Source organism: Caballeronia insecticola (assembly GCF_000402035.1).
Taxonomy (GTDB): domain Bacteria; phylum Pseudomonadota; class Gammaproteobacteria; order Burkholderiales; family Burkholderiaceae; genus Caballeronia; species Caballeronia insecticola.
In genome coordinates, this window is the sequence record NC_021287.1 from 826,759 (window position 1) to 842,046 (window position 15,288).

General features: G+C 65.3%; 13 protein-coding genes and 1 tRNA gene. 3 read left to right on the plus strand and 11 right to left on the minus strand.

The window, feature by feature from the left end; all coding sequences use genetic code 11:
• Nucleotides 1-22 precede the first annotated feature (22 nt).
• The 8 genes from BRPE64_RS03810 to hemN all read right to left on the minus strand — a co-directional run bounded on the left by BRPE64_RS03810 (nucleotide 23) and on the right by hemN (nucleotide 11,348).
• Nucleotides 23-1,393: an NCS2 family permease gene (locus tag BRPE64_RS03810; protein ID WP_016344691.1), complete on the minus strand. Its 1,371-nt coding sequence runs from the start codon at nucleotides 1,391-1,393 to the stop codon at nucleotides 23-25.
• A 7-nt stretch (nucleotides 1,394-1,400) separates the two neighbouring features.
• The gene (locus BRPE64_RS03815) at nucleotides 1,401-2,423 is read right to left on the minus strand and encodes an adenosine deaminase (RefSeq protein ID WP_016344692.1); all 1,023 of its coding nucleotides are present in this window, start codon (nucleotides 2,421-2,423) and stop codon (nucleotides 1,401-1,403) included.
• Between the two features lie 38 nt (nucleotides 2,424-2,461).
• On the minus strand, nucleotides 2,462-3,484 hold the full coding sequence (gene xdhC, locus BRPE64_RS03820; protein WP_016344693.1) for a xanthine dehydrogenase accessory protein XdhC: 1,023 nt from the start codon (nucleotides 3,482-3,484) through the stop codon (nucleotides 2,462-2,464).
• 44 nt (nucleotides 3,485-3,528) lie between these two features.
• Nucleotides 3,529-5,901 (minus strand): xanthine dehydrogenase molybdopterin binding subunit, encoded by a 2,373-nt coding sequence (gene xdhB, locus BRPE64_RS03825; protein WP_016344694.1) that lies wholly within the window; start codon nucleotides 5,899-5,901, stop codon nucleotides 3,529-3,531.
• Complete coding sequence (xdhA, locus tag BRPE64_RS03830; protein WP_016344695.1) at nucleotides 5,898-7,430, minus strand: xanthine dehydrogenase small subunit; 1,533 nt, start codon at nucleotides 7,428-7,430, stop codon at nucleotides 5,898-5,900. The genes xdhB and xdhA overlap by 4 nt, the downstream gene beginning before the upstream one ends.
• Nucleotides 7,431-7,712: 282 nt before the next feature.
• Entirely contained in the window at nucleotides 7,713-8,231 is a 519-nt protein-coding gene (locus tag BRPE64_RS03835) for a disulfide bond formation protein B (RefSeq protein WP_016344696.1), read from the minus strand.
• 154 nt (nucleotides 8,232-8,385) lie between these two features.
• Nucleotides 8,386-9,765, minus strand: coding sequence for an amidase (locus BRPE64_RS03840; RefSeq protein WP_044041226.1), 1,380 nt, complete (start codon nucleotides 9,763-9,765; stop codon nucleotides 8,386-8,388).
• A 200-nt stretch (nucleotides 9,766-9,965) separates the two neighbouring features.
• The gene (hemN, locus tag BRPE64_RS03845) at nucleotides 9,966-11,348 is read right to left on the minus strand and encodes an oxygen-independent coproporphyrinogen III oxidase (RefSeq protein ID WP_016344698.1); all 1,383 of its coding nucleotides are present in this window, start codon (nucleotides 11,346-11,348) and stop codon (nucleotides 9,966-9,968) included.
• A gap of 178 nt (nucleotides 11,349-11,526) precedes the next feature.
• On the opposite strand from hemN, the gene BRPE64_RS33635 reads away from it, so the two are divergent.
• The 3 genes from BRPE64_RS33635 to BRPE64_RS03860 all read left to right on the plus strand — a co-directional run bounded on the left by BRPE64_RS33635 (nucleotide 11,527) and on the right by BRPE64_RS03860 (nucleotide 13,416).
• Complete coding sequence (locus BRPE64_RS33635) at nucleotides 11,527-11,844, plus strand: CxxCxxCC domain-containing protein (protein WP_044041227.1); 318 nt, start codon at nucleotides 11,527-11,529, stop codon at nucleotides 11,842-11,844.
• Between the two features lie 82 nt (nucleotides 11,845-11,926).
• The gene (locus BRPE64_RS03855; protein WP_016344700.1) at nucleotides 11,927-12,520 is read left to right on the plus strand and encodes a DUF1439 domain-containing protein; all 594 of its coding nucleotides are present in this window, start codon (nucleotides 11,927-11,929) and stop codon (nucleotides 12,518-12,520) included.
• A 62-nt stretch (nucleotides 12,521-12,582) separates the two neighbouring features.
• Entirely contained in the window at nucleotides 12,583-13,416 is an 834-nt protein-coding gene (locus tag BRPE64_RS03860; RefSeq protein ID WP_016344701.1) for an undecaprenyl-diphosphate phosphatase, read from the plus strand.
• 67 nt (nucleotides 13,417-13,483) lie between these two features.
• Here BRPE64_RS03860 and trmB read toward each other — a convergent pair whose 3' ends face one another.
• The 3 genes from trmB to BRPE64_RS03875 form a co-directional block, all read right to left on the minus strand.
• Nucleotides 13,484-14,242 (minus strand): tRNA (guanosine(46)-N7)-methyltransferase TrmB, encoded by a 759-nt coding sequence (gene trmB, locus BRPE64_RS03865; RefSeq protein WP_016344702.1) that lies wholly within the window; start codon nucleotides 14,240-14,242, stop codon nucleotides 13,484-13,486.
• Between the two features lie 89 nt (nucleotides 14,243-14,331).
• Nucleotides 14,332-14,406 (minus strand) — tRNA-Gly (locus BRPE64_RS03870).
• A 59-nt stretch (nucleotides 14,407-14,465) separates the two neighbouring features.
• Nucleotides 14,466-15,026 (minus strand): YggT family protein, encoded by a 561-nt coding sequence (locus tag BRPE64_RS03875; RefSeq protein WP_016344703.1) that lies wholly within the window; start codon nucleotides 15,024-15,026, stop codon nucleotides 14,466-14,468.
• Nucleotides 15,027-15,288: the final 262 nt, after the last annotated feature.

The following is a 15,288-nucleotide window of genomic DNA, read 5'->3' on the forward strand; positions in this document are numbered from 1 at the left end:
GCAACGTCTCCGATTTCTAGGATTAAAGCTGTGAAAGCAGCACTAAAGAGAAAGCCGCGATGATCCACATCGCCGGTTTGATTTCCTTCGCGCGCCCCGTCGCCGACTTGAGCACGACGAACGCGAGAAAGCCGTACGCGACGCCGTCGGTGATCGAATAGGTCAGCGGAATCAGGATCATCGCGAGGAACGCGGGAATGGCTTCGTCGAAGCGGTGCCATTCGATCTGCGTGATCGCTTCCATCATGAACACGCCGACCAGCACGAGCGCGGGCGCGGTCGCAATCGCGGGCACGAGCGACAGGAGCGGCGAAAGAAACAGGAACGGCAGGAAGCACAGACCCGCGACCACGGCGACAAGCCCCGTGCGCCCGCCCGCCGAAATGCCCGCCGCCGATTCGATATACGCGTTCGCCGGGCTCGTGCCGAGCGGCGCGGAAATCAGCGCGGAGAAGGAGTCGACCATCATCGACTGGCGGATGTTGCGCGGATTGCCGTCTTGATCGTAGAGCTTGCCGGCTTCGGAGATCGCCATGAACGTGGAGAGCGCGTCGAAGAACGACGTGAACAGCATCACGAAGATGAACGGCCAGTAGATGACCTTCAGCGAGCCGACAATGTCCAGTTGTCCGATGGCGGAAAAATCCGGCGCGGAGAAAAGTCCGTTCCAGTTGACGAGCGTTTTCGTGGCGATGGCGGCGGGCCAGTACGCGGTGCCGTCGCCGTAGAAGCGGCCGATCGGAATCGCGATGATCGTCGTGAACACAATGCCGAGCATCAGCGCGCCGGTGACTTTGCGGGCGACGAGAATCGTCGTGACCGCGAGGCCGATCAGGAACGTGATGACCACCGGATTCAGCGACGCCGAATGCACGATCGTGACCGGATCGCCCACCACGAACTTCGCGTTCACGAGGCCGATGAGGCTGATAAACAAGCCGATGCCGCACGACACCGCATGCCGCAGATTGGCGGGAATCGCATCGACAACGAGCTTGCGCGCGTTGAACACCGCGAGCACGGCGAAGATCACGCCGGACCAGAACACGCAGCCGAGCGCGGTCTGCCACGGCATCTTGCCGCCATGAACCATGACGAACGCGAACAGCGCGTTCATGCCCATGCCGGGCGCGACGAGCACCGGATTGCGCGCGTACAGACCCATTGCGCAACTGCCGAGAAAGCTGACGATGACGGTCGCCGTCAGCGCCGCGGGAAAGGGCACGCCCGCCTGCGACAGAATGCCCGGATTGACGACGATGATGTACATCGCCGTGAGAAACGTCGTGATGCCCGCGACGACTTCGGTCTTGGTGCGCGAGCCCGCCGCGCGCACGCCGAAAAAGCGTTCGATGGCGGTCGTGTCTTGTTGGGGAGTTGCGGTCGTTTCCATGCTTGGCTTACTGCTTCCAGTACGTGTCCAGGCGCGCGATCATCGCGGCGCGTTCTTGTTCGGTGACGAAGGAGGCTTCGAGGCTGTTGCGCAGCAGCGTGTACGCTTCGTGATCGGTGAGCTTCAGCGCATCGACGATCGCGAAGTAGTTCGCATTGACGTAGCCGCCGAAGTACGCGGGATCGTCGGAATTGATCATCACCGCGACGCCCTGATCGAGCAGGTCTTTCAGCGTGTGCTTCGCCATGTCGTCGAACACGCAGAGCTTGATGTTCGAGAGCGGACACACGGTCAGCGCGATGCGCGAATCGGCAAGACGCGCGACGAGCGCCGCATCCTCGATGCTGCGCACGCCGTGATCCACGCGATCCACTTTCAGCAGATCGAGCGCTTCGTACACATACGACGGCGGGCCTTCCTCGCCCGCGTGCGCGACGAGCTTCAGGCCGCGCTCGCGCGCCTTCGCGAAGACGCGTTCGAACTTCGACGGCGGATGGCCGCGCTCCGACGAATCCAGCCCGACGCCGATCAGCCGGTGCGCATACTTGTCGAACAAAGGCTGCGCTTCATCGAACGTGGCGAGCGCGTCGTCCTCGGAAAGATGGCGCAGGAAACACAAAATCAGCTTCGACGTGAGGCCGCGCTTTTCGCCGTCGGCCAGCGCCCGCTCGATGCCCGCGACGACCGTTTCGATCGGCACGCCGCGTTCCGTGTGCGTCTGCGGATCGAAGAAAATTTCCGTGTGCGTGACGTGGTCGGCGAGCGCGCGCTCGACATAGGCCATCGTCATGTCGTAGAAATCCTGCTCGTGCAGCAGCACGCTCGCGCCCGCGTAGTAGATGTCGAGAAACGATTGCAGGTCGGTGAACGCGTAAGCGGCGCGCAGTGCGTCGATGGAGTCGTACGCGAGCTGCACGCCGTTGCGCTTCGCGAGCGCGAAGATCAGTTCCGGTTCGAGCGATCCTTCGATATGGATGTGCAGCTCAGCCTTGGGCGCGCGCGCAATCTTGTCGGCGAGTGTGGGATTCATGGGCTTTTTGTGTTGGGGCTTCTGATTCCGTCTGTGGGTCAGACGGTCTGTTGCGATGACGCAGATGAAGACGCATGGGCATTGGCTTCGACCGCCTGCAGCAGCTGGGCGGCCGCTGCAATGGCGATCACTTCGGGCGCCTTGTCGACGATCCCGTCGATGCCGATCGGACACACCATCCGCGCGATGCGTGCGGGGTCGATGCCGCGCGCCGCGAGCCGGTGCTCGAACTGCTTCTTCTTCGTGTACGAGCCGATCATGCCGAAGAACGCGAAGTCGCCGCGCCGCAGGATGCACTCGGCCAGCGCAAGATCCACCGTGTGGTTGTGCGTCATCACGATGAAATACGCGTTGGGCGGCGCGCGGTCGATGGCTTCGTCGGGCGCGTCGTTCGGCTCGATCGTCACGTTTTCCGGCACGAACTGCGGCGGGGGAAATGCCGCGTCGCGCTCGTCGACCCAGGTCACGTGGCAGGGCAGCGTGGCCAGCACGCGCACGAGCGCCGCCCCCACGTGGCCCGCGCCGAACAGCACGACCTGAAAGTCGCGCGGCGCGATGGTTTCGGTCAGGAGCGCGCCGCTCTCGTCGAAACCGGCGCCGTCCCACAGAAGGCAGTCGGCGTCTGTTGCGCCCGGTTCGGGATCGGAGAGCATGACGGCGTCGGGCATCGGCGCGAAGGAAACGCTGCGCACGGTCGACAAACCCTGCGCGGTACGTTTGCCAAGCGTCGTCACCCAGTTCAGATCGCCGACATCGAGCCGTTCGAACGCCAGCACGACCGCGCCGCCGCAGCACTGGCCGAGGCTCGGGCCCAGCGCGAAACGCTCGAGCCTCCTCATGCGCGGGCTGCGCATGCCGTCCTTCAGCACTTGCCGTGCGGTTTCGATGGCCTTCCATTCCAGATGGCCGCCGCCGATCGTGTAGCGCGCGTCTTCACGCGTGACGATCATCTTCGTGCCCGGCTCGCGCGGCGCGGAGCCTTCGACACGCGCGACCGTCACGAGCACGACGGCGTCGCCGTGCGCGAGCAGGTGTTGCAGGTCGTTCAGCCAAACTTGCATCGATGGGGCTCCGAAAAATGATCGTGTTTGCGTCGTCGCAGGCGCTAGTTTACCGGCGCCGGCTCGTCGACTTCGACCGCGAGCGCGCAGAGCGCGTCGAGAATGGCTTCGGGCGTCGCCGGCGCACGCAGTTTCGGCGCATCGGGCGCATCCGGCGTGACCGAGGCGATGGCCGCGCGAATCGCGAGCAGCACCGAAAATCCGAGCAACAGCGGCGGTTCGCCGACGGCCTTCGAGCGGAAAATCGTCGGTTCCACGTTGTCGTTGCCGGCATTGCGATACAGCGCCACATTGAAGCGCGCGGGCGCATCGCTGACGGCGGGAATCTTGTAGGTCGAGGGCGCGTGCGTCATCAGGCGTCCGTCGCGGTTCCACCACAGTTCCTCGGTCGTGAGCCAGCCCATGCCCTGAATGAAGCCGCCTTCCACCTGGCCCAGATCGATGGCCGGATTGATCGAGCGGCCCGCGTCGTGCAGCAGATCGGCGCGCAGGAGCTTCCATTCGCCGGTGAGCGTATCGACGACGACTTCCGACACCGCCGCGCCGTACGCGAAGTAATAGAACGGATGGCCTTGCAGCGTCTTCGCGTCCCAATGCACTTTCGGCGTCGAATAGAAGCCGTCGGACCACAATTGCACGCGCGCGAGATACGCCGCCGCGACGACTTGCTCGAACGGCATCTGCCCGCCGTTCGCCTCCACGACGCCGCCGTGAAAGCGCACATCGGCCGCGCTGCCGCCGAGCTGTTTCGCGACGAGTTCGGCGAGACGCGCGCGGATCGCGAGCGCGGCGGCTTCGGCCGCCTTGCCGTTGAGATCGCTGCCGGTGGATGCCGCCGTCGCCGATGTGTTCGCGACCTTCGAGGTATCGGTGGCCGTCACGCGCACGCGCGCGAGACCGATGCCCAGCACGCTCGCCACGACCTGCGCGACCTTCGTATTGAGCCCCTGGCCCATTTCCGTGCCGCCGTGATTCACGAGCACGGAGCCGTCCTTGTAGACGTGCACGAGCGCGCCCGCCTGATTCAGGAACGGCACGTTGAACGAGATGCCGAACTTGACCGGCGTGAACGCGATGCCGCGTTTGAGCACGCTGTTCTGCGCGTTGAACGCGGCGATCGCCGCGCGGCGCGCCGCATAATCGCTCGATGCGACGAGTTCGTCGGTCAGCGGCGCGATCACGTTGTCCGTGACCGGCTGGCCATACGGCGTGACGTCGCGCTCGCCGATGCCGTAGAAATTCGCGCGCCGCACGTCGAGCGGATCGAGTTTCAGCCGATGCGCGATGTCGTCGAGCATCACTTCCATCACGAGCGCGCCTTGCGGGCCGCCGAAGCCGCGAAACGCCGTGTTCGACTGCGTGTTGGTCTTGCAGCAGAACGCGCGGATATCGACATCGCTCAGAAAGTACGCGTTGTCGAAGTGACAGACCGCGCGCGTTGCGACCGCGCCCGACAAGTCCGCCGAATAGCCCGCGCGCAACGCAATCTCGACACGCGCGCCGACGATGCGCCCGTCGTCGTCGAAGCCGCATTCGTATTCGTAGACGGCGTCGTGGCGCTTGCCGGTGATCATGAAGTCGTCGTCGCGATCGGCGCGCAGCTTGACCGGGCGCTTCAACACATGCGCCGCGAGCGACGCCACGCACGCGAACAGCGCCGATTGCGACTCCTTGCCGCCGAAGCCGCCGCCCATGCGCCGGCATTCGCACAGCACGGCGTGCACCGGCCAGCCGAACATATGCGCGACGACTTGCTGCATCTCGCTCGGATGCTGCGTCGAGCTGTGCACGAGCATGCCGTCCTGCTCCTTTGGCAGCGCGTAGGCGACCTGTCCTTCGAGATAGAACTGTTCCTGCCCGCCGACGTCGAATTCGCCCTTCAGCCGATGTTTCGCGCCCGCGATGCGCTCGGTCGGATCGCCGCGCCGCAGATGCAGCGGCGGCAGCACGAACTGGTTGCGCGCTTTCGCCTCGCGCGGCGTGAGCACGGCTTCCAGCGGCTCGTAGCGCACGACATCCTCGCGCTTCGCGAGCGCGGCGGCGCGGCGCGCGAGATCGTGCGTTTCGGCGATGACCGCGAACACCGGCTGCCCGAGGTACTCCACACGGTCGACCGCGAGGATCGGATCGTCGTGCAGCACCGGGCCGCAATTGTTTTCGCCGGGAATGTCGGCGGCGGTGAGCACCGCGACGACGCCGGGTGCGGCGCGCACCGCGTCCAGATCGAGCGACACGATGCGCGCATGCGCATGCCGCGACAGCCCGAGCGCCGCGTGCAGCGTGCCGCGCGCCTCGGGGATGTCGTCCGTGTAGATCGCCTCGCCGCTCACATGCAGCGCCGCCGATTCGTGCGGCAGCGCGAGTCCCGCGGCATCGGCGGCGGGATCGAAAGCAAGGGGCTCCCGGGCGTGATTCATGGCTGCTCCTCGGCAGACGCGCGCGCGTCGTAGGCGAACGCGTTCACGTCGGCGAGCGCGAGCGGCGCATCGCGACGCGTTTCCAGATAAAAGCGCCACAGCAGATTGCGCGCCACCTTCGCGCGATAGGCGCTCGACGCGCGCATGTCGGTGAGCGGCTGATAGTCGGCGTCGAGCGCGGCCATCGCGGCGCGCGCGTGGGCTTCATTCCATTCGTGGCCGATGAGCGCGTTCTCCGCGCCGGTCGCGCGCTTGGGCGTCGCCGCCATGCCGCCGAACGCGATGCGCGCCGCGCTCACGCGATTGTCGTCGCCGAGCCGGATCGCGAAGGCCGCGCACACGGCGGAAATGTCCTGGTCGTAGCGCTTGGCCACCTTGTACGTGCGAAAGCGCAGCGCGCCGGCCGGACGCGGCACGCGGATCGCCGCGACGAATTCGCCCGCGGCGAGGGCGGTTTTTTGATAGCCGAGATAGAACGCGTCGAGCGGCATCGAGCGGATCTGCGTATCTTTTTGCAGCACGAGTTCCGCATTCAGCGCGATGAGCGCGGGCATCGAATCGCCGATCGGCGAGCCGTTCGCGACGTTGCCGCCGAGCGTGCCGGCGTTGCGGATCGGGCGCGACGCGAAGCGCGTCCAGAGTTCGGCGAGTTCGGGGTGATCGGCGACGAGTGCGGCGTACGCATCTTCGAGCGATGCGGCCGCGCCGATCGTCAGCGTCTGCGCATCGCGCTCGATGGTCTTCAGCTCATCCACGTTGCCGATATACAGGATCTCGCCGAGATCGCGAAACTGCTTCGTGACCCACAAGCCGACATCGGTGCTGCCCGCGAGCAGCCGCGCGTCGGGATGCGCGGCGCGCAGGCGCGCGAACTCGGCGCGCGTGACCGGCGCGTAGAAAGCGGGCGTGCCGAAGGCGGCGCCGCGGGCATCGGGCGCATGGTATTCGAAGGTCTGCGTGCGTTTGAGCGCCGCGAGCTGCTGTTTGAGCGCGAGCGCGGCGGCGTCGAATGGCGGGCGCGGGTAGTCGAACATGCGCGCGGCGGCATCGAGAATCGGGCGATAACCCGTGCAGCGGCACAGATTGCCCGACAGCGCGGCGGCGAGTTCATCGCGCGAAGGCGGCCCCGCGTCGCGCGGATGATGGTGATACAGCGCCCACAGCGACATCACGAAGCCGGGCGTGCAGAAGCCGCATTGAGAGCCGTGACAATCGACGAGCGCCTGCTGCACCGGATGCAGCGTGCCGTCCGGCTGACGCAGGTCTTCGACCGTGACGAGCGCGCGCGAATCGAGCGTCGGCAGAAACTGGATGCAGGCGTTGACGGCCTTCAGAACCAGCTCGCCCGACGCATCCAGCTCGCCGACGACGACCGTGCACGCGCCGCAATCGCCTTCCGCGCAGCCTTCCTTCGTGCCGGTGCAAAGCGCGTTCTCGCGCAGATGCTGAAGCACCGTGCGCGTGGCGGGCGCGTCGCCGATTTCACACACGGCGCCGTGCTGAAGGAAGCGGATGGTTTGCGTTGTCATGGTTGATGAAGACATTGCGGACCGGGCGCGCGTTACGCGGTTTCCGTTCGCTTCGTGGGTTGCCGTGAAAAACCGGAGCTGCCTTTGAGCGGAACGGACTGCGCGCACGTAGATCGCCATCCAGACACGAACATATCACCGCAATATCCTAAAAATATTGTCGGTCCCGTATCAAGATTATGCGGATGCGCTGATGCGCGAAAGGGAAAGCGCGCGGCGAGGCAGAGATGGGGCGGCGGCGACGCGCCGCCCGCGGCGTGATTCGGCGTAAAGCGGGAACAATTACCGGACGGAAGCGCGCAATTTGCGCTTGAAACGCAGACTCGCGGCGACCAGCACGAAGATCACGGCGAACGCGATCAGCGACCATTGCGGCAGCGACAGCCCCAGAATGGGCGGATAAGGCGTCTCGCACAGCCCGGCCACCTTGAACACTTGCGGCAGCCAGCTTGCGGGCGGCAGGCCGTCGACGATCGGCTGCAAAGCATCGAAGCCGCAGCTGAAACCCGGATGCGACTGCACATACACGTGACGCGCGGCCGTGGCGAGACCGCCGAATGCAGAAATCGCGACGAGCATTTCGAGCAGCGCGATGCCGCGCCAGTTATTGAAGCCCGCGCCGAGGAACGCGAAGATCGCGATCAGCACGAAGAAATAGCGCTGGATGATGCACAGCGGGCACGGATCCTCGCCGTGGAAGAACTGGAGGTACAGCGCACCGCCGACGAGTCCGAGACTGACCAGTCCGAGCAGCACGAGCAGGCGTCGCTCGCGGCGCATGACCTGGTCGCCCTGATGCATCGTAAAGTGGTTCAAAGAGTTGTTCATTGTTTCGCAACGATTCGAGAAGGAAGCACCTGAGTTGCGGAGTATCGCGGTGAATTCTAGCGCGAACGCGACATGCGCCATATTAGCAACACATTCGACGCCACATTTGCCGCGTCAAGGTGCCGATTCAGCGCGTCGTATCCAGTACCGCTTCCACCGCGCGCCCGATCGACAGCAATGCGTCGTCCGCGTGCGGCGCGCCCGCGAGCATCAGGCCGACGGGCGCTTCGCCGCGCGGATGGCAGGGCAGCGACAGGCCGCAGGCATCGAGAAAATTGAAGGCTGTCGGATTGCGCAGGATGAGCGCGTTGGTGCGCGTGAAGGCGTCGTCGTCGGCTTGCAGATCGGCGATGCGCGGCGGCAGCACCGGCACCGTCGGGCACACGATGGCGTCGAAGCGCTGCCAGAGCGTCGTGCGCGCTTCGTCGATCATCGCGGCGCGGGCCTCGCACAAGTCGATGTAATCCGCCGCGCTCGCCGCCTCGGCGCGCTTCAGGCGCGCGAGCACGCGCGGATCGTAGTCGCCCGCGTGTTCCGCCATCAACTTACGATGCCACGCATACGCCTCGATCGCGACGAGCGGAAAACGATTGATCTCTGGCAGCCGGTCGAGCGGCGCGAAACGCACGTCTTCGACGAGCGCGCCCGCCGCCGCCAGATGATTGATCGCCGCGGCCACCGCACTCGCTACCGGCGCCTCGACGCCGTCCGTCACGTAGTTCGTGAGCACGCCGAGGCGCACGCCGTCGAGCGGACGCGTCGCGGGCACGCCGGGATCGCGCCCGGCGAGAATGCGATCGACGAGCGCGCAGCACGCCACCGACACGCCGATCGGCCCGAAGGAATCGAGCGTCTTCGACAGCGGCACGCCGCCTTGCTTCGGGATGCGGCTCGCGGTCGGCTTGAAGCCGGTGATGCCGCACAGCGCGGCGGGAATGCGGATCGAGCCGCCGGTGTCGGTGCCGAGCGCCACGGCCGCCATGCCGTCCGCCACCGACGCAGCCGCGCCCGACGACGAGCCGCCCGCGATGCGTTCGTCGCCCGGCACGTCGGCGCGCCACGGCGAATGCGGCGTGCCGTAATGCGGATTGAGACCCAAGCCGGAGAACGCGAACTCGCTCATGTTGGTGCGCCCGACGAGCACCGCGCCCGCACGGCGCAGACGCGCCACGGCGACGGCGTCGGCGCGGGCGGGCGCGGCGCCGTTCAGCACGGTCGAGCCGGCGCGCGTCACCTGGCCTTCGATATCGAATAAATCCTTGATCGAAACGGGAATGCCCGCCAGCGGAGAGAGCACGGTGCCGGCGCGGCGCAGCGCGTCGTGCGCATCGGCGGCGGCGCGGGCGTGCTCGGCATCGACATGGAGAAACACCGTCGAACCTTGGCCCGCGGCATCGGCGATACGTTCGAGCGCCGTCTCGACCAGCGCGCGGCTGGTCGTGCGTCCGGCGCGGAGATCGGCGGCGAGTTGGGCGAGCGGGGCGAACTGCGGCGAAGGAGTCGGCATGGCGTCGGGCAGTGGCGTGGCCGTTCGCGAAACGTCCGGCGCGTGGCCTGCGCTTCGCAACGGCGATGAATGGACGGGCGCGTCGTCCGGGCTAAAGCTCTGAGGCTCGGGCGCCCGAGGTGGCTGTCATTCTAAGCCAGCGAGGTAAGAAATACGCATCGCGGAATGTGCAGGGGACGAACGCGCGCCGAAACGCCGGCTCAGACGGTCCGCGAGAAGCGTTGCAGGCTGGATTGGCCGAGATAGCGATCGAACACGGAGGCGACGTTGCGCACCAGCATGCGGCCGGCGGGCAGCACGCGGATGGCGTCGTGCGTGAGATCGATGAGGCCGTCGTCGGCCATCGGCGCGAGGCGCGCGCATTCGTCGGCGAAAGCGGCGGAAAAGTCGATGCCGTGCGTTATGCCGATGTCATCGAAGCGCAACTCGCCGCCGCACATGAGACGCATGATGACGTCGCGGCGCAAGATGTCGTCGGCGGCGAGGCGCACGCCGCGCGCGATGGCGAGCCGGCCCGCGTCGATCGCCGCGGCATAGCCTTCGAGATCGCGGGCGTTTTGCGCATAGACATCGCCGACCTTGCCGATCGACGACGCGCCGATGCCGATCAGATCGCAATCCGCATGCGTGCTGTAGCCCTGGAAATTGCGTTGCAGCGTGCCCGCGTCCAGCGCGCGCGCGAGCGGATCGTCGGGCAGCGCGAAATGATCCATGCCGATATACACGTAACCCGCCTCGCCCATGCGCGCGATCACGCGCTCCAGAATGGCGAGACGCACGGCGGGCGAGGGCAGCGCGCTCTCGTCGATCTGCCGCTGCATCTTGAAGAGCGACGGCATGTGCGCATAGCCGAACACGGAAACGCGATCCGGCCGCAGCGCGATGATCGCGTCGAGCGTGCGCGCAAAACTCTCCACGCTCTGATGCGGCAGGCCGTAGATCAGATCGACGCTCACCGACCTGAAACCGTGGCGGCGCGCGGCGTCGAGCACGGTTTCGGTCATCGCGCGCGGCTGAATGCGGTTGACCGCGCGTTGCACGCGTTCGTCGAAGTCCTGCACGCCGAGGCTCAGGCGATTGAAGCCGAGCGAGCGCAACAGTGCGATCGTGTCCGCCGATGCCTCGCGCGGATCGACTTCGATCGAATATTCGGCGTGTTCGTCGGGCACGAGGTTGAAGTGCGACGCGGTCTCGGACATCAACTCGGCCATCTCGCCGTGCGAGAGAAACGTCGGCGTGCCGCCGCCCCAGTGAAGTTGCGTGACCGGCCGCGACGGGTCGATGAGCGCGGCCTGCAGCGCCAGTTCGCGTTTCATTCGATCGAGATACGGCCGAGCGTGCGCGCGATTCTTCGTCGCGACCTTGTTGCAGCCGCAATAGAAACAGACGGTGTCGCAGAACGGAATATGGAAGTAGAGCGAGAGCGGGGCGTTCGCCGGGCCGCGGCGCGCGGCATCGCGATAATGTGCGGCGTCGAAAGAGTCGGTGAACTGAATGGCGGTCGGATAGGACGTGTAGCGCGGGCCGTGCGCATCGTAGCGCGCGAGCAGGTCGGGACGGAACAGCGGAGCGGCGGCATTCATGGCGGGCCTCGGGGGATCGTCCGAGTGTAGGGCGAGCGCGCGCGTCCGCATTGCGCGATATGGTCGCAGCCGGTTAGCGGCAGTTTGACGAAACGCAAGATCGAGCGTGGGACCGTGGGACAATACGGCGTTGATTCGCTGTTTTCGTTGTCTTCGCGCCATCCGCTCCAGTCCAGTCATGTCGATCGATTCTTCGCCTCATGCTTGCCGCGAGGCTTGCGGCGCCTGCTGCATCGCGCCTTCCATTTCGAGCCCGATTCCGGGGATGCCGGACGGGAAGCGCGCGGGCGAACGCTGCATCCAGCTCGGCGACGATCTGCGCTGCATGATTTTCGGCGACCCGCGCAGGCCGGCGTGCTGCGGCGGATTGCAGCCTGCGGGCGAGATGTGCGGTGAGACGCGCGAATATGCGTTGACGTGGATCGCGCGGTTGGAGCACGAAACAGCGCCGCAACCATCACAACGACTGCAACAACCGCAGCAACCGCAACTGTAATGACGATCGACGGTCCAAATCCCGGACCGCGCCGCTCGGCGCCGAACTGACGAACTCAAGAACACGCTTTGGAGGATCACGCATGACGGAACCCGTCGCGCCGCTGCGGCGCCGGATCGTGCTGACAGGACTGCTGTCGCTGCCCGCACTCGCACTTTCATCGATCGCGCAAGCTGCGTCGAATTCGATATTTCCTTTTATTCCGGACCACTACACATTCTCGACGCAGCAAGTCCAGGACGCGGTCGGCCGCAAATTCCCGCTGCAGCGCACGGCCTCGCAGATCTTCGATATCGTCCTGAGCAATCCTGTCGTGGGCATGGCGGCGGAGCGCAATCGCGTGACGGTGCGCGTCGATGCACGTCTCGCGACGCCTTTCATGCCGAAACCCGTAAATGGCGCATTCACGCTCTCCACGCAACTCGGCTATGACGCGGCGAGCCGCTCCGTCATTCTCGTTTCGCCGACTGTTGACGACGCGCAGTTCACCGGTGACGCCGCGCAGTACAACCAACAGATTGCCGGGGTCGGCGCGCAACTCGCGGCGCAACTGCTCGATCGCTACCCGATCCACACCTTCAAGCCCGAAGAACTCCAGTTCGCCGGCGTTTCTTACGAACCCGGTACAATCACAGTCCTTACAAACGGCATACGTGTGCAGATCGTAGAGAAGTAACTCGAAAACCCCGCGCGCGATGCTTTACAAACAACGGCTATAACGGCGAATAAGGGCTGCGGATGGACTGGATACTGATGGTGAAGGCGCTCATTCTGGGCATCGTCGAAGGCTTGACCGAATTTCTGCCGGTGTCGAGCACGGGGCATCTGATCGTCGCGGGCAGTCTCCTGAATTTCACTGATGCCCAGTCGAAAACTTTCGACGTCGTCATTCAGTTCGGCGCGATTCTCGCGATCTGCTGGGAATATCGCGCGAAGATCGGCTCGATCGTGACCGGGCTGCCCTCGCGCCCGGATGCGCGGCGCTTCACGCTCAACGTGATCATCGCGACGATTCCGGCTATCGTGCTCGGGCTGATGTTCGAGAAGAGCATCAAGTCGGTGCTGTTTTCGCCGGTGCCGGTGTCGGTGGCGCTGATTATCGGCGGGATCGTGATTCTCTGGGCCGAGGCGCGTCAACGCGATCGTGCCGTGCCGCCGCGCGTGACCTCCGTCGACGACCTTTCCTATTCGGACGCCTTCAAGGTCGGACTCGCGCAATGCTTCGCGCTGATTCCCGGCACCTCGCGTTCCGGCGCGACGATCATCGGCGGCATGCTGTTCGGGCTGGAGCGGCGCGTCGCCACGGAGTTCTCGTTCTTTCTCGCGATTCCGATCATCTTCGGCGCGACGCTCTACGAAATGGCGAAGTACTGGCGCACGCTCACCGTCGACGATATCAGCCTGTTCGCGATCGGGCTCGTGGCCGCGTTCGTCTCCGCCTTCGTGTGTGTGCGCTGGCTGCTGCGCTACGTCGCGTCGCACGATTTCACGGCGTTTGCGTGGTATCGGATCGGCTTCGGCTTGCTGATTCTGATCGTCGGATATAGCGGCGGTCTGAGCTGGGCTGACTGACTCTCACATCGCCACAGACGACAACGCCACGGCATGCCGTGGCGTTTTTCTTTGCGTGTGCTGCGCTTCAGCGGCGACGGAACATCAAATCCCACACGCCGTGTCCGAGGCGCAAGCCGCGTCGCTCGAACTTCGTGACCGGACGAAAATCCGGGCGCGGCGCGTAGCCGTCGGCGGTGTTTTCCAGCGCGGGCTCTGCCGAGAGCACCTCGAGCATCTGCTCGGCGTAGTTCTGCCAGTCCGTCGCCAGATGGATATAGCCGCCCGGCCTGATGCGCGCGACGAGTTGCGCGACGAATTTCGGCTGAATCAGGCGCCGCTTGTGATGCCGCGCCTTGTGCCACGGATCGGGAAAATAGATGTGCACGCCGTCGAGGCTGTCGGGCGCGATCATGTGTTCGAGCACTTCCACGGCGTCGTGCTGAAGGATGCGGATATTGCCGAGCCCTTGCTCGCCGATCAGCTTCAGCAGCGCGCCCACTCCCGGCTCGTGCACTTCCACGCCGATGAAATCGTCGCCCGGACGCGCGGCAGCGATTTCAGCCGTGGTCGCGCCCATGCCGAAGCCGATCTCCAGCACGCGCGGCGCCTGACGGCCGAAGACAGCGTCCCAGTCGGCGTGTTGCGGAGCGTAGGGCAGGACAAAGCGCGGACCGAGTTCGTCGATGGCGCGTTGCTGCCCCACCGAGACGCGCCCCGCGCGCGTGACGAAACTGCGAATGCGGCGATGACGCAGGGCGGCGTTTTCGCCTGCATTTTCGTTGGAATTTTCGCTTGCGCCGGCGTCGTGGGCGTCGGCGGCTTCGTCGAGGGGATCGTGGTTCATGGCGCGGCGGTGCGGGTGACTGCGGGAAACTAAAAAGCCGCCTCGAAGGCGGCTTTCACGGGAATTCTGCGGTGCTTCTGCGTTCATTCTGGAGCGGGCGATGGGAATCGAACCCACGTCTGTAGCTTGGGAAGCTACGGTAATGGCCATTATACGACGCCCGCGTGAGCCGCATATTGTAAGCGCAACGCGCCCGCAGGCGCAATTGCACGGGGTTCGCGCCTCAGATGCCGAACAGCGTCATCGATACGGCGAGCCGCGTCACCACCATCAACAGCACCTGCACGATCACGAACAGCAAAATCGGCGAGAGGTCGATGCCGCCCAGACGCGGCAGAATGCGCCGCAGCGGATCGAGGAAGGGCGCGGTGATCTGATAGAGCAGCGGCATCGCCGGCGATTGCGGGTTGAGCCACGACAAAAGCGCCATCAGGATCGTCATCCAGATGATCAGATTCAGCGCCCATTTGACGACGGTCAGCACCGCGACCAGCAGGAGCATCGGCAGCATGAGCATCGGATCGACGCCTGCAAGTACGACCATCAACGTGACATACACCGCCGACGCGATGAACGCCGCGAGAATGCTCGCCCAGTCGACCTTGCCGCCGGGCAGGATCTTGCGCAGCGGCAGCACGATCCAGTTGGTCGCCTGCATCACGGCATTGGAAACCGGGTTGTACGGCGGCATGCGCACGACCTGCATCCATGCGCGCAGCAGGAGCGCGGCGCCGAACAGGGTGAAAACGGTGTTGAGCAGAAAACGGGCGATATCGCCGAACATCTCGGGTCCTCTTGGATGCATGCGCAGCGTCGCGACTGCGGCGGGTCGAATGAGCGAAGCTTGAAACGGAATACGGCGGACTAGCAGGCGACGCGTCGCCCTCGTTCAACACGGGCGTCGCGGGCAGGGACGAGGCGCTCGCTTGCGCGGCGCGCTGCGTGAAATCTGATCTCGATCATTGTCGGTTCTCTTGACTGGACTTCTTCTTCACGAAGGCATCGCGGCGCGCGCGGCAATGCACCGGACGCTGCGTCGAGCGATT